General features: G+C 73.3%; 19 protein-coding genes. 17 read left to right on the top strand and 2 right to left on the bottom strand.

Annotated features, from left to right (window positions below):
* The first annotated feature begins 74 nt into the window (after positions 1–74).
* A complete protein-coding gene (locus AMIR_RS26745; RefSeq protein ID WP_015804101.1) occupies positions 75–3,110 on the top strand; it encodes an NACHT domain-containing protein in 3,036 nt (1,011 codons plus the stop codon).
* A gap of 5 nt (positions 3,111–3,115) precedes the next feature.
* On the opposite strand, the gene AMIR_RS26740 is transcribed toward AMIR_RS26745, so the two are convergent.
* Both AMIR_RS26740 and AMIR_RS26735 read right to left on the bottom strand, forming a co-directional pair.
* On the bottom strand, positions 3,116–3,316 hold the full coding sequence (locus tag AMIR_RS26740) for a DUF397 domain-containing protein (protein ID WP_015804100.1): 201 nt from the start codon (positions 3,314–3,316) through the stop codon (positions 3,116–3,118).
* A complete protein-coding gene (locus tag AMIR_RS26735; RefSeq protein ID WP_015804099.1) occupies positions 3,313–4,161 on the bottom strand; it encodes a helix-turn-helix domain-containing protein in 849 nt (282 codons plus the stop codon). The genes AMIR_RS26740 and AMIR_RS26735 overlap by 4 nt, the downstream gene beginning before the upstream one ends.
* Positions 4,162–4,467: 306 nt before the next feature.
* Between AMIR_RS26735 and AMIR_RS26730 the strand changes: the two genes are divergently transcribed.
* The 16 genes from AMIR_RS26730 (at position 4,468) to AMIR_RS26660 (ending at position 20,491) form a co-directional block, all read left to right on the top strand.
* Positions 4,468–5,055 (top strand): Pvc16 family protein, encoded by a 588-nt coding sequence (locus AMIR_RS26730; protein ID WP_015804098.1) that lies wholly within the window; start codon positions 4,468–4,470, stop codon positions 5,053–5,055.
* Entirely contained in the window at positions 5,052–7,100 is a 2,049-nt protein-coding gene (locus AMIR_RS26725; RefSeq protein ID WP_015804097.1) for an ATP-binding protein, read from the top strand. The genes AMIR_RS26730 and AMIR_RS26725 overlap by 4 nt, the downstream gene beginning before the upstream one ends.
* A 46-nt stretch (positions 7,101–7,146) precedes the next feature.
* On the top strand, positions 7,147–7,878 hold the full coding sequence (locus AMIR_RS26720) for an eCIS core domain-containing protein (protein WP_015804096.1): 732 nt from the start codon (positions 7,147–7,149) through the stop codon (positions 7,876–7,878).
* A 244-nt stretch (positions 7,879–8,122) separates the two neighbouring features.
* On the top strand, positions 8,123–9,667 hold the full coding sequence (locus AMIR_RS26715; RefSeq protein WP_015804095.1) for a phage tail sheath family protein: 1,545 nt from the start codon (positions 8,123–8,125) through the stop codon (positions 9,665–9,667).
* A gap of 14 nt (positions 9,668–9,681) precedes the next feature.
* The gene (locus tag AMIR_RS26710; RefSeq protein ID WP_015804094.1) at positions 9,682–10,125 is read left to right on the top strand and encodes a phage tail protein; all 444 of its coding nucleotides are present in this window, start codon (positions 9,682–9,684) and stop codon (positions 10,123–10,125) included.
* Positions 10,126–10,169: 44 nt separating this feature from the next.
* Complete coding sequence (locus AMIR_RS26705; RefSeq protein ID WP_240439085.1) at positions 10,170–10,538, top strand: hypothetical protein; 369 nt, start codon at positions 10,170–10,172, stop codon at positions 10,536–10,538.
* Positions 10,535–10,681 (top strand): DUF6760 family protein, encoded by a 147-nt coding sequence (locus AMIR_RS38480; RefSeq protein WP_015804092.1) that lies wholly within the window; start codon positions 10,535–10,537, stop codon positions 10,679–10,681. Before AMIR_RS26705 ends, AMIR_RS38480 begins: the two co-directional genes overlap by 4 nt.
* 1,515 nt (positions 10,682–12,196) lie before the next feature.
* Positions 12,197–13,090, top strand: coding sequence for a hypothetical protein (locus AMIR_RS40640; RefSeq protein WP_187313449.1), 894 nt, complete (start codon positions 12,197–12,199; stop codon positions 13,088–13,090).
* Positions 13,091–13,171: 81 nt separating this feature from the next.
* Positions 13,172–13,603: a phage tail protein gene (locus tag AMIR_RS26695; RefSeq protein WP_015804090.1), complete on the top strand. Its 432-nt coding sequence runs from the start codon at positions 13,172–13,174 to the stop codon at positions 13,601–13,603.
* Positions 13,604–13,607: 4 nt separating this feature from the next.
* Positions 13,608–14,363, top strand: a complete 756-nt coding sequence (locus AMIR_RS26690; protein WP_015804089.1) for a CIS tube protein — start codon at positions 13,608–13,610, stop codon at positions 14,361–14,363.
* On the top strand, positions 14,356–16,164 hold the full coding sequence (locus tag AMIR_RS26685; RefSeq protein ID WP_015804088.1) for a VgrG-related protein: 1,809 nt from the start codon (positions 14,356–14,358) through the stop codon (positions 16,162–16,164). Before AMIR_RS26690 ends, AMIR_RS26685 begins: the two co-directional genes overlap by 8 nt.
* Before the next feature lie 47 nt (positions 16,165–16,211).
* On the top strand, positions 16,212–16,493 hold the full coding sequence (locus tag AMIR_RS26680; protein WP_015804087.1) for a PAAR domain-containing protein: 282 nt from the start codon (positions 16,212–16,214) through the stop codon (positions 16,491–16,493).
* 2 nt (positions 16,494–16,495) lie between these two features.
* A complete protein-coding gene (locus tag AMIR_RS26675) occupies positions 16,496–16,903 on the top strand; it encodes a GPW/gp25 family protein (RefSeq protein ID WP_015804086.1) in 408 nt (135 codons plus the stop codon).
* The gene (locus AMIR_RS26670; protein ID WP_015804085.1) at positions 16,903–18,837 is read left to right on the top strand and encodes a putative baseplate assembly protein; all 1,935 of its coding nucleotides are present in this window, start codon (positions 16,903–16,905) and stop codon (positions 18,835–18,837) included. Before AMIR_RS26675 ends, AMIR_RS26670 begins: the two co-directional genes overlap by 1 nt.
* Positions 18,834–19,373, top strand: a complete 540-nt coding sequence (locus tag AMIR_RS26665) for a phage tail protein (protein ID WP_015804084.1) — start codon at positions 18,834–18,836, stop codon at positions 19,371–19,373. The genes AMIR_RS26670 and AMIR_RS26665 overlap by 4 nt, the downstream gene beginning before the upstream one ends.
* Positions 19,370–20,491, top strand: a complete 1,122-nt coding sequence (locus AMIR_RS26660; RefSeq protein WP_015804083.1) for a zinc ribbon domain-containing protein — start codon at positions 19,370–19,372, stop codon at positions 20,489–20,491. The genes AMIR_RS26665 and AMIR_RS26660 overlap by 4 nt, the downstream gene beginning before the upstream one ends.
* The last annotated feature ends 26 nt before the right edge of the window (positions 20,492–20,517 follow it).

Genomic DNA, 20,517 nt, shown 5'->3' with positions numbered 1-20,517 from the left:
TGGAATTGATGTTCAGCCAATCGTGTGACCCTCAGACGAGGGGGGCGACTCCGTTGTGGTGCGACGATCTCGCTGTGGCCAAGAACCTCTCCTACAGGGAAGCCGCGAAGATCCTCGGGGGCGGGGGCAGCGCTGTCATCACCGCGGTCGAGCAGCTGACCAGCGCGGTCCTGCTCGGTGGCGTGGCGGTCGGCCTCACCGACCTGCTGGGCTGGTTCGACGCCAAGAGCGACCTCGTCCGCTTCAGCCGCGAACTGCTGTCGGGGATCGCGGGCAAGCGCGGTGAGCGGAGCAGGCACGACCGCACCCGGCTCGTGGAGGCGGCCCACACCGTCATCGTCGTGACGGCCTACTTCGAGGCGGTCCACGAGCTCGCCCCGCCGTTCCGCGAGGACGCGGCGACCCCGGACCGCGACCACCAGCTCCAGCTGTTCGGGCTCGCGAGCCTGTTCGACGGCGAGGACGTCCTGCCCGCCGCGCACCGCACCCGCAAGGAGAACGCCGACCTGGTCGAGGGGTGCTACCGACGGGCGACCAAGAGCCTGATCACCCTGATGGCCGACTCGGGGGAAGAAGACGTCCTCCTCTGGACGTGGGCGCAGCGCGTGACGCAGACCGCCGTGCGCCGCTACGACGAGCTGGTCCGCCGCCTGGCCGTCGACTACCCGGAGATCACCTTCTGGCTCCAGCACGCCCACGACATGGCCGTCTCGGCCGGGTTGGAGCGCATGGAGACGGCGCTCGGCCTGCTGCTGACCGGGACCACCCCGGACACCCGGCGCGGCGAGCTGCACGGCAAGTACCGGGCCGCGCTGGAACGGCCCATCCTCAAACCCGAGGACGAGCTGCCGGGGCTGGAGTTCCCCTCGATCAAGGCGGGGTACATCGATCCCGACTACCAGGTCTTCGCCATGGACCGGAAAGCGGAACCCGGCGTCCTGTCCTGGTGGGAGAGGCTCCCGCTGCGCGAGGACCTGTACAGCTACCTGGTCGGGTACCTGACCTCCCCGAAGGCCGTCACCCACCCCGCCCTCGTGCTCGGCGACCCCGGCTCCGGGAAGTCCCTGCTGACCAGGGTGCTGTCGGCGCGATTACCGCCCAGCGACTTCCTGGTCGTGCGCGTCGAGCTCAGGTCGGCGCCCACCGAGGCCGACGTGGTCGGGCAGGTCGAGCACGGCCTGCGGGAAGCGCTGCAGGGCAGCGGGAACTGGGCGGAGCTGTCGCGGAACGCGGGCGGCGCGCTGCTCGTCGTCCTGCTCGACGGCTTCGACGAACTCCTCCAGGCCACCGGCGTCAGCCAGACCAACTACCTGGAGAACGTCCAGCGCTTCCAGCGCGACTGCGACGAGCGCGGGTGCCCGGTCGCGGTGGTGGTGACCAGCCGCATCGGCGTCGCGGGCGGCATGGCCATCCCCTCGGGCGCCGACGTGCTGCGCCTCGCCCCGTTCAGCGAGCGGCACGTCGTGCGGTGGCTGGAGAAGTGGGGCCGGTTGAACGCCCGCTACTTCGAGCAGCGCGGCCTCGCCCCGCTGGCCCCGCAGACCGCGCTGAAGCACCACGACCTCGCCGTGCAGCCGCTGCTCCTGCTGATGCTCGCCCTCTACGACGCGGACGACAACGCCCTGCGCGACCAGGGCGACATCGGCCAGGGCGGTCTCTACGAGCGGCTGCTGACCCGGTTCGCCCAGCGCGAGGTGGGCAAGGAGGAGCTGGGGCGCACCGACGCGGACTTCCGCAAGGACGTCGAGAACGAGCTGGAGCGGTTGTCGGTGGTCGCCTTCGCGATGTTCCACCGGGGCGCCCAGTGGGTCACGGAGAAGGACCTGAACGACGACATGCGCGCCCTGCTCGAGGAGCAGGAGCAGGAGCGCGGTCCGGGGATGCGCACACCGCTCACCCCCGGCGGCGCGATCCTCGGGCGGTTCTTCTTCGTCCAGCTCGCCGAGGCCGTCCGGGACTCCCAGCTGCTGCGCGCCTACGAGTTCCTGCACGCCACCTTCGGCGAGTACCTGGTGGCCAGGCACACCTGGTACCTGCTCGCCGACCTGCACGAGAACGAGTCGAACCGCAGGCGCAGGGTGGCCATCCAGCAGCCGGACGACGACGAGTTCCACGCGCTCCTGTCGTTCACCCCGCTCACCACGCGCAAGTCCGTGGTCGACTTCCTCGTGGAGCTCGCGGCGAACGACCCGAAGCGCGGCGAGTACCGCTGGTTGGTGGAGAAGCTGTTCGAGACCTGCGGCGAGGAGCGCTCCGGCAAGCGCGCGGGCTACCAGCCGGTGAAGCGGCCCGCGCCCGCCCGGTACGCCGTCTACAGCCTCAACCTGGTGCTGCTGCCCGTCGTGCTCGGCGACCGCGCGCTCGACGTCCGGGAGTGGCACAGGCTCACCTCCTTCTGGCGCTCGCAGCTCACCGAGGCGGAGTGGACCGGTGTGATGGAGTCGCTGCGCGTGAGGTGGCGCAAGGAGGAGATCCTGCTCTCCTACGGCGCGGAGAACCGCTCGTTCGTGGAGACCGAGTGGGCCGACCGGGCGATCTCGCTCCGCGACGCCGCCCGCGAGGCGCACTTCACCGCCGACCCGGCTGGCAACGTCTTCCGGTACGCGTTCGAGGGCCTCCCGGACTCCCGGTTCGACGTGGACTACGCGCGCTGCCTGGTCGAGCTCAACGCCTCCCCCTCCGACCTGGAGGGCAAGCTGGACCGCTACCTCCGGTGGAGCGCGAGCTACCCGGACGCCGTGCTGGAGAACCTGCGCAAGGACCTGGTGGTGGACGCCCGGATGCTCGGGGTGCTGGCCACCACCTCGCTCGGGGACAGCAGCGCCTTCCAAGTGCTGTTCTGCGACCGCATCGGGCACGGGGTGGAGAACGCGGTGCTGCTGGAGGTGTTCGGCAAGGTCTGGCAGGGCTGGAACACCGCCTCCTGCGAGGTGGCCCTCCTCGACGCGTGGTTGCGGCTGCACGAGTCCGGGCACGAGTTCCCCGAGGTGCGGAGCTACCCCGGCCTGCTCGAAGTGCTCGGCAAGGTCAACCTGTCCGCCATCTCCAGCGTGCGCCCCGACCTGATCAAGCGCGCGATGACCGCCGCGAGCGAGCTCGGCGTCGAGTGACCGCCCTACCGCCACCCCGCCAGGAAAGCCGCCCACCGCGGCCGGGGGAACAGCAGCACCGCGCCCGCCGGGTTCTTCGAGTCGCGGACCGCCGCCACCGCGCCACCCAGCGCCAGCTCCACGCAGTTCGCCACGTTCGTGCTCCGGCTGCTCTTGCGCCACCGCGCGCACGAGCCCGCGCCGCCGCCACCGCCGAGGTCCGTCACGGCCGCTCCTCCACCAGTTCCGCCAGCAGCTCCGCCGTCGCCCCCGGCGACAGGCTCACGTCCACGATCCGCCCCCACGCCCGCCGGTACCCGTCGACCTCGGCCGCCCCGTCCAGGAACAGGCCCGTCGACTGGTTCTCCACGAACACCACCGCGGGCTCGTGCGCGAACTCCAGCAGCGTGAACGCCCCCGACAGCCCGACGTGCGCCCCCGCGCCCATCGGCGTCACCCGCACCACCACGTTCGACCGCTCGGCCACGTCCAGCAGGTACCGCAGCTGCCTGCGCATCACGCCCTCGTCGCCGACCCGGATGCGCAGCGCCGCCTCGTGCAGCACCGCCAGGTACTCCGGCGCGCTCGCCCGGTTCAGCACCGCCTGGCGCGCCATCCGCGTGGTCACCAGGGCGTCCAGCTCGTGCTCGGGCAGCGCCGGGTCCAGCGAGCGGATCAGCGCCCGCGTGTACTCCGCGGTCTGGACCAGTCCCGGCACGACCATGGACTCGTAGTTGTGGACCCCGGTCGCCTTGTTCTCGAAGTCGATCAGCGCCCGCCACAGCTTGGGCAGCCCGGCCTGCCGCTCCCACCAGCCCAGCTCCTCGCCGCGCCGCATCAGGTCCAGCAGCTCCCTGCGCCTGGCGCCGGGCACCTTGTAGTACCCCAGCAGCGCGGAGACGTCCTCGACCTGCAGGCCGCTCTTGCCGGTCTCCATCCGGCTGATCTTGCTGGAGGACACGCCGAGCACGCTCGCGACGTCCTCGCAGCTCAGCCCGTGCTGCTCGCGGTACGTCCGCAGAGCGCCCGCGACCGTGCGCGACTTCACCGACGTGTAGGCGTTCCCTGGCATGGCGCTATGTTCACCCGGCGGATTCCACTCGGCAATCACACGATAGGGCTATGTATTGCGACAGTTGCAACATAACAGCGCGGCTGTCGCCCGGTGAAGTCCGGCATCCGGGGAATCCCTTGCGCCACTTGAGCTGAAGCGCTCCCGCGGCACCCGGTCGACCCCCGCCTGAACCGCTGCCTGAACCGCCGCCTGAACCGCTGCCCACGAGGGCAGCCGCCGTCGTCCCTCCGGGCAGCGCGCCCTGCCCCAAGGTCCGCCGCACCGCCGCTCCCGCCGCGCCCGCGCCCGGCGCATGGTTGAGCGATGATCCACGAGGTGGACGAGGCGCTGCGACGCCTGGTGAGGGAACACGCCCTGAGCGGCACGGACGTCGAGGTCGCCTTCGAGGCCCCGACGAAGGACTGGGCCGCGCGGCGCAACGCGCCCACGGTCAACGTCTACCTCTACGACATCCGCGAGGACCTGCGCCGCCGCCAGCGCGGGATGCTCAACTCCTACGACGACCGCGGCCAGGTCGTGTCCCGCCGCCTGCCGCCGCGCCACGTCAAGCTGTCCTACCTCGTCACGGCGTGGGTGCAGCGCACCGAGGACGAGCACCGCCTGCTGTCCGACCTGCTGGTGGGGCTGCTGCGGCACGAGTCCGTGCCCGCCCCGCTGCTCACCGGCTCGCTGGCCGCGCTGGAGCTGCCGGTGCCGATGTCCTGCGCGCTGCCGCCGCCGGAGGACCGCGCGTTCGCCGACGTGTGGAGCGCGCTCGGCGGCGAGCTGAAGCCGTCGCTGGACGTCGTGGTGTCCGCGCCGGTCGACACCGGACGCGCCTACCCGGCCGCGCCGCCCGCCCGCACCGTGCGCGTCGACCTGGGCGACACCACGCTCGACGGTGTCGCGTGAGCACCACGAGCCCCGCAGGTCCCGCGGGCCCCGCGGCTCTCGTCGGCGCCGAGGACCTGCTCACCCGCCTGGCCGCGCTGGAGCGCCGCATCCGCGACGCCGTCGCCGCCCGCCGCGCCACCGACCCCGCTCCCGACGACCCGTTCCGCGGCCTCTACCTGTCCGACGAGGTCATCGACTCGCTGCTCGCCACCCCGCGCGAGGCGTTCGCCCCGTTCCACGACCCCGCCTCGCCCGGTCGCCTCGGCCACCTGGCCCGGACCGCGGCTCTGTCCACTGTGGACGTCGAGCTGCTGCTCGTCGCGCTCGCGCCGGACGTGGACAGCAGGTTCGAGCAGTTCTACGGCTACCTCAACGACGACGTCACCCGCCGCCGCGCCACCACGGGGCTCGCGCTGCGCCTGTGCGGCCTTCCCGAGGGCGCCTCGGCCGGTCGCACCCGCCTTGACCCGGCCGCGCCGCTGCTCACCGCCGGCCTGCTCGTCGTGGAGGACCGCGACCGCCCGTTCCTGACCAGGTCGCTGCGCGTGCCCGACCGCGTCGTCGCCCACCTGCTCGGCGACGACCGCCCCGACCCGGCGCTCGCCGGTCTCGCGCGCGTGGCCGACGACCTCGCCCGCCCGGCCGCGCCGCTGCCCGGCGCGGACCGCCTGGTGCGCGGCCTGCGCGCCGGAATCCGCCTGGCGCACCTGAGGGAGCGCCCCGGCGGCGGCGGTCGCGAGGTCGCGTCGGCGGCGCTGCTCGAAGCCGGGTTCGCGGTGCTGGAGGTCGACGCCGAGCGCCTCGCCGCCGAACCGGACCGGGTCGCGCTGCGCGCCGCCGTGCTGCGCGAGGCGGTGCTGCGCGGCGCCGGGATCGTGCTCGGGCCGGTCGACGAGGAGCCCGCGCTGGACGCGCTGCGCCACCCCGCCGTGCCCCTGGCGGTGCACGGCCCGATCGCCTGGAACCCGCGCTGGAGCGTCGATCCGCCGGTGCTGCACGAGGCCGTCCCGCTGCCGGTGTCCGCCCGCGCCGAGCTGTGGGCCGCCGGGCTGCGCGGACCGGTCGCGCCCGGCGTCGACCCGGCCGCCGCCACCGAGCACTTCGTGCTGGGCGCGGGCCAGATCGCGCGCGCCGCCGAGGCCGCGTCGGTGGCTGCGCTCGCCGACGGCGAGGACATCACCGTGGCGCACCTGCGCGCCGGGGCCCGCAGCCAGAACGCGGCGGGGCTGCAGCGGTTGGCGCGGCGCGTCGAGCCCGCCGTGACGTGGGACGACCTGGTGCTGCCCGGCCCGGTCGTCGGCCAGCTCAAGGAGCTGGCGTCGCGCGCCGAGCACCGGGACCGGGTGATCGACCGCTGGCGGATGCGGCCGGGCGGCGGGCGCGGGCGCGGCCTGACCGGGCTGTTCGCCGGCGACTCGGGCACCGGCAAGACCATGTCGGCGGAGGTGATCGCGGCCTCGCTGGGCCTTGACCTGTACACGGTCAACCTGGCCACCGTCGTCGACAAGTACGTGGGCGAGACCGAGAAGAACCTGGAGCGGATCTTCACCGAGGCGTCCGGGGTCAACGGCGTGCTGCTGTTCGACGAGGCCGACGCGATCTTCGGCAAGCGCTCGGAGGTGCGCGACGCGCACGACCGGTACGCCAACATCGAGTCCGCGTACCTGCTGCAGCGCATGGAGACCTTCGACGGGATCGCCGTGCTGGCCACGAACCTGCGGGCGAACCTGGACGAGGCGTTCACCCGCCGCCTGGACGTGGTCGTGGACTTCCCGCTGCCGGACGGGGAGCAGCGGCGCGCGCTGTGGGACCACTGCCTCGGCCCGCACGCCCCCAGGGGCGCGCTGGACCTGGACTTCCTGGCCGGCGCGTTCGAGCTGGCGGGCGGGCACATCCGGTCGGCGGCGGTGACGGCGGCGTACCTGGCGGCCGAGGGCGACCGGGTCGTCGGGATGCGCGAGGTGGTCGGCGCGGTGGCGCGCGAGTACCGCAAGCTGGGCAGGCTGGTGGGGGAGCGCGAGTTCGGGCGCTACCTGGAGCTGGTCCGCCCGTTCGGGCAGTGACGGCGGGCCCGCTCGGGGCGGGGCCGGGGAAGCGCTAGGAGGCGCTGTGCGCGGACATGAGCACGACCACGAGCAGGACGGCCGCGCCCGGCCACCGGGCGAGCGGGCCGAGCGCGAGGACCACGCCCTGCTCGGCCGGGCGGTCGCGGCCGGGCGGCCTGAGGTGCTGGGGGCGGGCGGCGTCCTCGGGTTGCAGCGGGCGGTCGGCAACGCCGGGGTGGCGTCGGCGCTGGAGGAGTCGGTGGAACCGGCCGAGTCGCCGGTGCACGAGGTGGTGGGCTCCGGTCGCGGCGCGCCGCTGGACGCCGGGGTGCGCGCGGACATGGAGGGGCGGTTCGGCACCTCGTTCGCGGACGTGCGGGTGCACACGGACGGCGCGGCGCACAGCTCGGCCAGGTCGGTGAACGCGCAGGCCTACACGGTGGGGTCGAACATCGTGTTCCAGAGCGGCGGCTACGACCCCGGCTCCGCCGCCGGGCGGCACGTGCTGGCGCACGAGCTGACGCACGTGGTGCAGCAGCGCAACGGGCCCGTGGACGGCTCGGACGTCGGGGGCGGGGTGCGGCTGAGCGACCCGTCGGACCGGTTCGAGCGCGAGGCGAGCGCCAACGCGGACCGGCTGATGGCGCAGCCCGCCGGGCAACCCGCCGTGCAGCGGGTCGAGGAGGAGGCCCCGGCGGAGGACGTGGCGGAGGAGCCGGTGGCGCAGACGTACGTGCCGGGCGCGGCGTCGGTGCAGCGCTCGGCCGAGGAGGGCGAGGGCGAGGGCGAGGAGTAGTCCGCCCGCCCAGCGGTCGCGGGGCGTCGGGGAGAGCTGGACTCTCCCCGACGCCCCGCGCTTCTCGTTGCCCTGGAAGGACTCTGCGGGACCCTGGGATGTCGGCCGACCGCCGCTCGGCCGCCCCTTTGGGCAGTGATCCGCGCACGCGGGCACAGCCGCCAGGCCGTTTCGACCGAACCCCCCGTGGCAGCAGCATTTCCCCCAGTACAGCCGGTTATCCGCACGACTTGGGAGGCAACGGATGCCCACCTATCTCTCGCCGGGGGTGTACGTCGAGGAGGTGGAGGCGGGCGCCCGCCCCATCGAGGGCGTCGGCACCGCCGTGGCCGCCTTCGTCGGGTTCGCCGGGCGCGGGCCGTTCAACACCCCGACGCTGGTGTCGAACTGGGCCCAGTACGCGCAGACCTTCGGCGACTTCGTCGAGGGCACCTACCTCGGCCAGGCCGTCTACGGCTACTTCCTCAACGGCGGCGGCAACTGCTACGTCGTCCGCATCGGCGGCGAGCGCGACGACGCGGGCACGGGCGGCGGGCCGTCGGGCAACGGCGCGCTGCCGTCCGGCGCCACCGGCGTGCTCGGCGGCTACAAGGTCACCGCCAAGGCGATCGGCGCGGGCGACATCACCGTCGAGGTCGCCGACGCGGCGGGCGAGAACCCCGCCGAGGACCGCTTCACCCTGCTGGTCAAGGACGCGGGCAAGGTCGTCGAGACCCACCACGTGACGACCAAGCGCACCAAGGAGAACGTCGTCACCGTGGTCAGGGAGAAGTCGAACCTGATCACCGTCGAGGAGCTGGCGAACCCGCCAGCCAAGGCCGACCGGGGCGCCGTCGCGCTGCGCGCCGACGAGTCCGCGCCGACCGCCGTCCCCGGCAAGGTCGCCGCCGACGACTACGTGGGCGACGTCGCCGACCGCACCGGCTTCGGCGGCCTGGAGGCCATCGACGAGATCACCATGGTCGCGGTGCCCGACCTGATGAGCGCCTACCAGCGGGACCAGATCTCGCTGGAGGGCGTGAAGGCCGTGCAGCTGGCCATGATCGCCCACTGCGAGCAGATGGGCGACCGGATGGCCGTCCTCGACCCGCCGCCCGCGCTGAACCCGCAGCAGGTCCGCGACTGGCGGCAGAACGTCGCGGGCTACGACTCGAAGTACGCGGCCCTGTACTACCCGTGGGTCAAGGTGTTCGACGCCGCCGGCGACGACCACCTGTTCGTCCCGCCGAGCGGCCACATGGCGGGCGTGTGGGCGCGCACCGACGCCGGTCGCGGCGTGCACAAGGCCCCCGCCAACGAGGTCGTGCGCGGCGCGGTGGCGCTCCAGACGCAGCTCACCAAGAACGAGCAGGAGCTGCTCAACCCCATCGGCGTCAACTGCGTCCGCTCGTTCCCCGGCCGGGGCATCCGGGTGTGGGGCGCGCGGACCCTCTCGTCCGACCCGGCGTGGCGCTACCTGAACGTGCGCAGGCTCTTCAACTACCTGGAGGAGTCGATCCTCAGCGGCACCCAGTGGGTCGTGTTCGAGCCGAACGACGACGCCCTGTGGGCCCGCATCCGCCGCACCATCAGCGCGTTCCTGGTCAACGAGTGGCGCAAGGGCGCCCTGTTCGGGCTCACCCCCGACGAGGCGTTCTACGTCAAGTGCGACCGCGAGACCAACCCGGCCGAGGCGATCGACGCCGGCCAGGTCGTGTGCGAGGTGGGCATCGCCCCGGTGAAGCCCGCCGAGTTCGTCGTCTTCCGCCTGGCGCAGTTCTCCGGCGGCACCAGCCTCGTCAACGAGTGAAAGCGCGGTAGGACATGGCACTCCCCGAACTCGACACGTCGGTCGGCCACTCGTTCGGCCTGGAGGTCGACGGCGTCGCGATCAAGCAGATCTCCGAGGTGTCCGGGCTCAAGATGGAGCAGGACGTCATCGAGCTCAAGCAGAACACCGCCGACGGCAAGTACGTCATCAAGAAGCTGCCCGGCCGCCCCAAGGCGGGCGAGGTCACGCTCACCCGCGGCCTCACCGGCGACAACAGCTTCGAGAAGTGGGTCAAGGACGCCCACTTCGGCAAGATGACCTCGGCCCGCAAGGGCGGTGCGATCATCGTCTACGACTACGAGGGCACCGCGATCAAGCGCTACAAGCTGACCAACGCGTGGCCCAAGAGCCTGGAGATCGGCTCGCTCAAGGCCGGTGACACCAGCGTCCTCACCGAGAAGCTCGTGGTCACCTACGAGATGATGGAAGTCGAGTAGTGCGCCGGTCCACGACCGCGGTCGCGCCGGACTCGCCCGCGACGATGCGCACGGAGTTCGCCTTCGAGCTGCCGCGCGGGTACGCCGACGAGTCCGGGACGGTCCACAAGAGCGGCGTCATGCGACTGGCGACCGCCCGCGACGAGCTGATCCCGCTGCGCGACGACCGGGTGCGGGAGAACTCCGCCTACCTGACCGTGGTGCTGCTGGCCAGGGTCGTCGTCTCGCTCGGGACGATCACCGACGTCCACACCGGGGTCGTGGAGAACCTGTTCGCGTCGGACCTGGCGTTCCTGCAGGACATGTACCGGCGGATCAACAGCGAGGGGCACACCCGCGCCGCCGTGGCCTGCCCGTCGTGCGGCCACGGGTTCTCCGTCGACGTCTCCGGCGGGCGCCTGGGGGAATCGTGACGTACGCGGTCGACCGGCTCCACGAGGAGGTCGCGTACGTCGCCTACCACTTCCACTGGTCGCTGGACTCGATCCTCGACCTGGAGCACCACGACCGGCTGCGGTACGCGGCCGAGATCGCCCGCATCAACACCAGGCGGTGACCCGAAGTGTGGCCCTTCCGCAAGCGAACCCCGGCGCCGACCGGACCTGACGGCGCCGCAGGCCCCGCGCAGGCCGGCCCGGTGCTGCGGGGCGAGTGGCGCGGGCTGCCCCCGATCCAGCGGGCGCTGCCGGAGCACCCGCTGGTGAACCCGGTGAGCTCGTTCACCGGGGGGTTGACGTCCTGGCGCTCACCCGCGTTCCTGGCCCCGCTCGGCCACTTCGTCGCGGAGTCGGAGCCCTCGGGGGTGATCGGGGAGCCACCGCGTGAAGGGGTGGTGTTCTCGCGGCCTGGGGGGATTCCCGCGGGGACTGGGAGCGGGGCGGTCGGGTCGAGTGCCGGGAGTGCGGCGGTCGGGGCTGGTCGGTCGAGTGCCGAGAGCCCGGCTGTTGAGGCGGTCGGGCCGGGTGGCGCCGGGGGTGGGGGAGTCGCTGGTGCTGGTGGTGGCGCCGGTCTCGCGGTGAGCAGGGCGGTCGAGACCTCACCTGCCACCGAGGGCTTGGCAGGTGACGGGTTCACCGGTGGCGGCTTCGCCGAGAGCGCGGCTGCCACCGGTGGGACCGCTGCCCGCGCCGCGACCGCGGTCAGCGGAACCGTTGCGCAGCGCTCGGTCACGCCGGAACCGCTGTCGGTCACGCCGGAACCGCTGTCGGTCACGCCGGAACCGGTGAGCGCCGGACCGGAACCGGTCGTCCGAACGCTCGGCGTCGACCGGTCCGTTCCGGTTGACGTGGAAACGTCCACGTCACCGCATGTCCCCGATGTCGTCGAGCCTGTGGCGCAAGCACTCCCGCTCGCGCCGCGGCCCTCGAACGCGACTCCGGAACCTGCCGTCCAACGGGTCACCGAAGCACCTGCGGCCCCGGTGAGCAGGCAGTTCATCGCACCTCCGCGCGCGGTCCGGTCGGGTTTGGGGGAACCGCTGGCGCAGCGACCGGCCGAAACGCCGGTGATGCCGGGTTTTCCCGAGGCTGGCAGCGCACCTTCCGAGGAGTCGGTGAGCGGCCAGCCGTCGAACGAGGCCCCGGTGAATGACATCCCGACCGGCGTTGAGGTGATCGGCAGTGAGGTGATCGGCAGTGAGGTGACCAGCAGCGAGGTGATCAGCGCGGGCCTCGTCGGCAGCGAGCCGCTGAGCGGTGGGGTGGTGCAGCGAGCCGTCGAGCCCGACGCGGTTGCTCCTGCTCCCGCAACGGTTTCCAGGTCGGTGGAACTCCCGGTGGTCCCCGCCGCGGGTTCCCCGGTCGCCACGACCGGCAAGGGCGGAGCTCGCGCCCTCGGACTCGGACAGCCCCGAACGATCCAGACCGACACGACCACCCCACCCGCCCCGTCGAGCGCTCCACAGCTCAGCACCCCACAGCTCAGCGCTCCGCAGCTCAGCGTTCCGCTGACCGGTGCCCTTCCGCTCGCTCCGTCGATCCAGCGCCTGGAAGAGGCGCACCCGACCGAACCCGTTGTGCGGCGGTTGGGCGAGCCGCAGGTCGTGCGACGGGCTGCCGGTGGTGATCGGCCGGTGTCGTTGAGCGAGATGGTCCAGCGCTCGATGGCCACCGACCTGCCCGCTGACCTTTCCGCTGACCTGCCCGCTGAGCTTCCGGTCGTGCCTGCTCCGAGCGCCTCGAACGCCCCGTCCGCGCAGGTCCAGCGGTTCGAGCAGGTTCCGGTGCTGTCGCTCGCGCCCGGACTGCCGCAGCGGTTCGCGCAGCGCCAGGCCGAGTCCGCCGCTCCCACGACCTCGGCGACCTGGTCCGCGCAGCGGGAACTGGCCGCCCCGAGCACCCCCGCACCCGGACCGCGCACCCCGGCGAGCGTCACCGGGCTCACCTCGGCGCTGGGTGGTGGGACCGGTTCGGTGGGGCCGTCCGGCTGGAGCCTCGACCCGCAGCTCGCGCAGACCCTCGGCATCTCGCTCGGCGACGACCCGCAACCGGGTCTCGCGGTGCAGGGTTACACCGCACCGCGGCAGGTTCCCCAAGTCCAGCAGGGTTTTTCGTGGCGACCGGGAATTGCCGCGCCACCGACTTCCCCGGCGCTGCAAGCACTTCCGCTCCAACCGGCCTTCCCGGCGCCCCCACCGGGTCCCGCAGCCCAACCCCACTTCGCCGTGCAGCGGGAGGTCCACGACCCGCCACCTGGCGACTCGCCCGTTCCACCGCAGGACCCGGCCTACGACCCGCCGTCCGGCCCACCACCCGGCCCGCCGGACGCCAGCCCCGCGACACCCGCCACACCCGCGTCGACCAGCACCACCACGACGTCCCCCGCAGCCCCTACAGCCCCAGCCGCCCAGGCCATCGAGCCGGAGGAGCTGCTCAAGAAGCTCTACGACCCGCTCCTGCGCCGCCTCAAGGCCGAGCTCTGGCTCGACCGCGAGCGCCGTGGCTCGCTCACCGACCGCCTGCACTGACCGCCCGCACCACCCGCACCGCCTGAACCACCCGAACCAAGAGCAAGAACCGCGCGAGAGCGCCCGACCGAGGGAGTGGCTGTGGCCGAACTGGATGAGGCGGTGGCGGTCTGCTTCGTCGTGCGCATCGACGACGAGAGCCTCGGGTCGTTCAACAGCTGCGACGGCCTGAGCGTCGAGTTCTCGGTGGAGCAGCACGAGGAGGGCGGCAACAACGGCATGGTGTGGCAGCTGCCCACCCGCGTCAAGTACTCCAACGTCAAGCTCTCCCGCCCGGTCACCAAGGACAGCGCCAAGATCCTCAAGTGGATCTCCGGCATGGCGGGCGGGATCAAGCGCAAGACCGCCGTCATCGAGGCCCGCACCCTTGAGGGCTCCGTCATCACCAGCTGGTCCCTCACCGGCGTCGTCCCGGTGCGCTGGAGCGGCCCGCAGCTCTCGCTCGACTCGCCCAAGGTCGCGGTCGAGACGCTGGAGCTGGCCCACCACGGCTTCCTCAGCTCGGTGCGGTGACCCGGTGGCCTCCCCGATCACCTTCACCTCCGCCGGGACCGGCGCGGCCAGCAGCTACGGCGCCCCCAGCAACCTGCAGAAGGCCGTGCTGAGCGTGCACAAGCCGCCGAAGGCCGGTGGCGCCGCCAAGCCCGGCGAGCTGATGCACGACATCACCTTCCAGTTCAACCCGCGCGAGCTGTCGCTGACCAAGTCGACCAGGTGGGAGCGCGACCTCCAGCCCAACCACAAGAAGTCCGGCACCCCCGAGTACAAGGGCGCCGAGCCGGTGAAGCTGTCCCTGGAGGTGTTCCTGGACTCCACCGAGCACATGGACGACGGCGTGGTGCGCAAGGTGGAGCAGCTGTTCGCCTGCTGCGTGCCGACCGAGGACAGCCGCCGGCAGGGCAAGGGCTCCCCGCCGTGGGTGGTGTTCAAGTGGGGCGGCATGACCGGGTTCCCGGCGTTCGTCGCGAGCGTCGCCGCCAAGTACACCCTGTTCACCCCGGCCGGAGTGCCGGTGCGCGCGGTGTGCACGGTGTCCCTGGAGGAGATCTCCGGCGAGCTGGGCGGCCAGAACCCCACCTCCGGCGCGCTCGCCGCCCGCGACTCGCACGTGCTGGTCGCGGGCGACACGCTCCAGTCGCTGGCGTACCGGGCCTACGGCGACCCCAACCTGTGGCGGGAGATCGCCGAGGCCAACAACATCGACGACCCGATGCGGCTGCGCCCCGGCTCCCGGCTGCTGCTGCCCGCGCTGGAGGAGGTGCGCGGTGGCTGAGAGCTTCGCGAACTCGCTGGTGGTCGAGGTCGAGGGCGCCCCGCTGCCCGCCGACGTCAAGTCCTGGCTCACCACCGCCTACGTCGACACCAGCCGCAACCTGCCCGACGTGTTCGTGCTGCGCTTCCGCGACCCCGGCCACGTGGTGCTGGGCAAGGGGAAGTTCACCGTCGGCGCCAAGGTCGTGCTGAAGGTCCAGACCAGCGAGCCGGGCGCGCCCGAGCAGCTGATGGCGGGCGAGGTGACCGCGCTCGGCGTCGAGCTGGACGCGGGCGGCACGTTCACCGAGGTGCGCGGCTACGCCGTCACGCACCGGCTGTTCCGGGGCCGCAGGGTCGCCGCCTACCCCGGCATGACCGTGGGCGACGTGGTGCGCAAGGTGGTGCGGCGCGCGAGCCTCGCGCCCGGCCGGATCGACGGCGTGTCCGGGTTCGGCGGCAAGGCTGAGACGCAGATCAGCCAGGAGGGCGTCAGCGACTGGGAGTTCCTGTCCCGCCTGGCCGCCGACGTCGGCGCGCAGATCGGCGTCACCGACGGCAAGGTCGACTTCCGGCTGCCCGAGAGGCCCAGCTCCGCGCCGGGCAGCGGCGCGAAGTCGACCACGAACCCGTTCGCGCTGGAGATGCACCGCTCGCTGCTGTCGCTGCGCGCGTCCGTCACCTCGGCCGAGCAGGTGCCGGAGGTCGTGGTGGGCGGGTGGAACCCGGAGGCCAAGGAGAAGGTCACCGCCACCGCCACGCCCACCACGCCGGGCACCCAGGCCGACCAGGCCGACCCGGCGAAGCTGGCCGGGAAGTTCGGCGCGGCCCCGTTCCTGGCGTCGGTGGCCAACCGCACCCAGCCCGAGGTGAAGGCCGTCGCCGAGGCGCTGGCCGCCCAGCTCGGCGGCGCGTGCGTGGAGCTGAGCGGCGTGGCGAGGGGCAATCCCAAGCTGCGCGCGGGTTCCGCCGTCGCGCTGGTCAACGTCGGCGAGCAGTTCGCGGGCAAGTACACGCTCACCAGCGCCCGGCACCTGTTCTCCGGCAACGGCTACACCACCGAGTTCACCGTCTCCGGCCGCCAGGAGCGCTCGCTGTACGGGCTGGCCAACGGCCCCGCCACGGCCGCGCGCGGCGACCTGGTGCCCGGCATCGTCAGCGACGTCAAGGACCCGGCGAAGCTCGGCCGGGTCAAGCTGACCTTCCCGTGGCTGGCTCCCGACTTCACCTCCGGCTGGGCGCGCGTGCTCCAGCAGGGCGCGGGCAAGGGGCGGGGCTCGCTGGTGGTGCCCGAGGTCGGCGACGAGGTCCTGGTGGGCTTCGAGCACGGCTCGTTCGACTCGCCGTACGTGCTCGGCGGCCTGCACAACCCCAAGGACGTGCCGCCGGAGCTGAGCGTCGACCCGGTGGACGGCGGGGCCGGCGCGATCGCCGCGCGCGGCTTCGTCTCCCGCGCGGGCCACAGGGTCGAGTTCGTCGAGACCGACGGGATCCTGATCTCCAGCGGTGACGGGAAGTTCGCCGTCCGCATCGACCAGAAGAAGCAGACGGTCGAGATCACCAGCGACAAGACCGTGGTGGTGAAGGCGGCCAACGGCGTCAGCATCGACGCGGGCAAGGGGCCGCTGGAGCTCAAGGGCCAGAAGATCACCGCCACCTCCGCCACCGACGTCGCCGTCGAGGCCAAGGCCGCCGTGAAGCTCTCCGGGACCTCGGGCGTGAAGGTCGAGGGCGCCTCGGTGTCCGTCGCCGCCCGTGGCCAGGCCGAGCTGACCGCCAGCGGCGTGGTCACCGTGCGCGGCGGCCTCGTCAAGATCAACTAGTCGGGCCCGGCCAACCGGGACCGGCGCCGCAGATTCGGGAGAGGGTCATGCCACCAGCGGCCAGGGTCGGGGACCCGACCGGCCACCCCGGCACCGTCGCGCCGCCCGGCGTGCCCACGGTGCTGATCGGCGGAGTGCCCGCCGCCACCGTGGGCGGGCTGCACACCTGCGCGTTCCCCGGCGTGCCACCGCACCCGCCGACGCCCATCCTGCCGCCCGGCTGCCCCACCGTGCTCCTGGGCGGCAAACCCGCCGCCCGGCTCGGCGACCTGGCCTCGTGCGGCGCGCCCATCGTCATGGGCTGCCCCACCGTCGTGATCGGAGGCTGACCGTGGACTTCATCGGCAGGGGACTCGCGTTCCCCGTGCACACCGACGCCACCGGCTCCGTCGCCCTGGTCAGCGGCTCCCGCGAGATCGTCGAGAGCATCCGCCTGATCCTGGCCACCGCCCCCGGCGAGCGCCCCATGCGCCCCGAGTTCGGCTGCGCCATCCACGACCTGGTGTTCGCCCCCGCCGACTCGGCCACCGCCGGGCGCATCGCCTACGAGGTCCGCACCGCCCTGGAGCGCTGGGAACCCCGCATCACCCTGGAGGACGTCTCGGTGAGCTTCGACGAGGTGGGCAGCGGAACCCTGCTCATCGACATCCGCTACACCACGCGCGGCACGAACGACCCGCGCAACCTGGTCTTCCCGTTCTACGTCATCCCGCCCCACGACGCCGAGGACGGTGCCTGATGCCGCTGCCCAGCCCCAACCTGGACGACCGCCGCTTCCAGGACCTGGTCGACGAGGCCAAGCGCCGCGTCCAGCAGCACTGCCCGGAGTGGACGGACCACAACGTGTCCGACCCCGGCGTCACGCTGATCGAGGCGTTCGCGCACATGACCGACGAGCTGCTCTACCGGCTCAACCGCGTCCCCGACCTGCACTACCTGCGGTTCCTGGACCTCATCGGCGTCACCCTGTTCCCGCCCGCCGCCGCCCGCGCCGACGTGACGTTCTGGCTGTCCGCGCCGCGCGAGACCCCCGTCGTGGTCCCGGCCGGGGCGCAGGTCGCCACCGAGCGCACCGAGATCGAGGAACCGGTGGTGTTCACCGTCGACCGCGACCTCGTCGTCGTGCCCGCCACCCTCGCCGCGCTGGCCACCTCGGCGGCCGACGCGCCCCCGGTCGACCGCACCGACGACCTGCGCGACGGCAAGGACCCCGAGGTGTTCGCCACCGAGCCGACCGAGGGCGACGCGGTGCTGTTCGGCCTCACCGACGCCGTCCCCGGCTGCGCCGTGCTGCTGCGCCTGGAGTGCCGCGCCGAGGGGCGCGGCGTCGACCCGCGCTTCCCGCCGTGGACGTGGGAGGCGTGGGACGGCGAGGCCTGGACCCCGGCCGAGGTCGAGCGGGACAGCACCGGCGGCTTCAACCAGCCCGGCGACGTCGTCCTGCACGTCCCGGCGGGCCACACCGCCTCCGTGATCGCCCGGCAGCGCGCCGGGTGGCTGCGCTGCCGCGCCGTGCGCCCCGAGCCGGACCTGCCCTTCTACCACCGGTCCCCGAGGCTGCTGTCCGCCACCGCCGCCACCGTCGGCGGCACCACCTCCGCCACCCACGCCGACGTGGTCACCGGCGAGGTCGTCGGCGTCTCCGAGGGCGTGCCCGGCCAGCGGTTCCAGCTCGCCCGCACCCCCGTCGTCGTCGGCGACGGGGACCTGCGCGTGCAGGTCGCCACCGCCGACGGCTGGCAGGACTGGCACGAGGTGCGCTCGTTCGCCGAGTCCGGCCCCGCCGACCGGCACGTCGTGCTCGACCGCGTCGGCGGCGAGCTGATCTTCGGACCGGCGGTGCGGCAGCCCGACGGCTCGGTGCGCAACCACGGCGCGGTGCCGGTCAAGTCCGCCGCGATCCGCGTCCCCGAGTACCGCACCGGCGGCGGCCTGCGCGGCAACGTCGCGCGCGGGATGCTGCGCGTGCAGCGCGACCCGGTGCCGTTCGTCAGCTCCGCCACCAACCGCAGGCCCGCCGCGGGCGGCGTGGCGGGGGAGAGCGTCACCGACGCCGCCCAGCGCGGCCCGCTGCTGCTGCGCACCCGCGACCGGGCCGTCACCGCCGAGGACTACGAGCTGCTCACCCGCGAGGCCGCGCCCGAGATCGCCCGCGTGCGCTGCGTCCCGGCGGGCGCCGGGTCGGACGCGGTGCGGGTGCTCGTGGTGCCCGCCGTGCACGCCGACGAGGGCGCGGACTTCGCCGCCCTGCAACCGGACGCCGAGGTGCGGGGCCGCATCGAGCGGTTCCTGGACGAGCGGCGCTGCGTCGGCGCGCGCGTCTCCGTCGAACCGCCCTTCTACCAGGGCGTCACGGTCGTCGCGCAGCTGCGCGCCCGCGCCGGGACCCCCGAGGACGTGCTGCGCTCGCGCGCCGTGCAGGGCCTCTACGACTACTTCAACCCGATCAGCGGCGGACCCGACGGCGGCGGTTGGCCGTTCGGCAGGCCCGTGCAGTCCGGCGAGGTCTTCGCGGTGCTGCAACGACTTCCCGGCGTCGAGCTGGTGGAGGACATCCGGCTGTTCGGCGCGAACCCGGTCACCGGCGAGCGCGGCACCGCCGTCCCGCGCCTGGACCTGCCGCCCAACGGCCTCGCGTTCTCCTACGGCCACCAGGTGCGGGTGGCCCGATGAGGCTCGGCGCGCTCACCCTGCCCAGCCCGCACCCGCTGGGCGAGCGGCTCCCCGCCGTCTACACCGAGGACGGCTTCACCCAGCGGTTCACCGAGGCGCTCGACGAGGTGCTCGCCCCGGTGTTCACCGCGCTGGACGGCTTCGCCGCCTACCTGGACCCGCGCACCGCGCCCGAGGACTTCCTGGAGCTGCTGGCGCACTGGGTCGCGCTGGACGTCGGCGAGGGGTGGACGCCCGCGCAGCGCCGGGACCTGGTCGCGTCGGCGGTGCGGCTGCACCGCCGGCGCGGCACCCGGCGCGGCCTGGTCGAGCACGTCCGGCTGCTCTCCGGCGGTGAGGTGGAGGTCGTCGACAGCGGCGCCTGCACCTCCACCGGCCAACCCGGCCAACCGCTGCCCGAGACCGGACCGCCGTCGGTCCGCGTGGTGGTGCGGGTGGCCGATCCCGAATCCGTTGACCGGACCCGGCTGGCCTCGGCCGTGGCGGGGGCGGTTCCCGCGCACGTCGCGGTCGAGGTGGAAGTGGTGGGGCAGTGATCGTCTGCGCGCAGTGCGGAGAGCACAACGTTGGTGGGGCCGAGTTCTGCGGCGCCTGCGGGACCTTCCTGGAGTGGGAGAAGGAACCGGTCGGGGCGGCGCAGGGGTCTGCGGGCGCGGCTCAGCAGGTGACGGCGGGGCAGTCGTCGGGGGCGCAGCCGCCGGGAGTGCAGGCATCGGGGGCGCAAGCGGTTGCGGCGCACCAGGTTCCGGCGCAGGAGGGCAGGTCGACCCCGGTCGCGGGCCCCGCGCCCGCCGCGACGCCCGCTCAGCCCGCGCCCGTCCAGCCCGCCGCCGTCCAGCCCGGCGCGCAGCAGCCCGCGCCCGCCCGGCCGCAGCCCAAGCTCACCGAGCGCCGCCAGGCCCAGCCCGGCGACCTGATCTGCGGCCGGTGCGGCGATAGCAACCCGCCCACCCGCAACTTCTGCTCCACCTGCGGCGACTCGCTGGCCGCCGCGACCGTCGTCGAGACGACCTGGTGGCGCAGGCTGTTCCCCCGCAAGGACAGGACCGTCGCGGCGGGCACCCGCAACCGGGCGCGGCGCGGCGGCGCCGTCCGCAAGGGCGTCGGCCGGGCCGTGCAGCTCGTGCTGCTGGTCGCCGTGCTGCTGCTCGGCGCCCTGTACTGGCTGGTCGACCCGTTCCGCTCCACCGTGAACGGCGCCGTCACCGGGACCGTCGAGGACGTGCGCGGCGTGTTCGACGCGAAGCTCGAACCGGTGCGCCCCACCGCCGTCAGCGCCACCGCCGAGCTGCCCGACCACCCGGCCGCGCTGGTCGCCGACAACGCCTCCAACACGCACTGGGCCGCCCCCGCCGACCCGCAGCCCGCGCTGGTCCTGGACTTCGGCAAGCGGGTCGACCTCGCCAAGGCGATCGTGCGGTCGGGCGTCGGCGCCGACTTCCAGTCCGCGCACCGCCCGCAGCGCCTGCACCTCGTCTACTCCACCGGCAGGACGCACGACGTCGACCTCGCCGACACCCCCGACCCGCAGGAGGTCGCGCTCGCGAACAGCGAGGGCGCCGACCGCGTCGAGGTGCACGTGACCGGCCTGCACCGCTCGCTGTCCGGCTCCGACGTCGCCATCTCGGAGATCGAGTTCTTCGCCCAGAAGTAAGCCCCGGAACCACGACCTGAGGAGCG

Source organism: Actinosynnema mirum DSM 43827 (genome assembly GCF_000023245.1).
GTDB classification, from domain to species: Bacteria; Actinomycetota; Actinomycetes; order Mycobacteriales; family Pseudonocardiaceae; genus Actinosynnema; species Actinosynnema mirum.
Note: the sequence above shows the minus strand (reverse complement) of the source record. Positions and strands in the feature narration are given on the sequence as shown.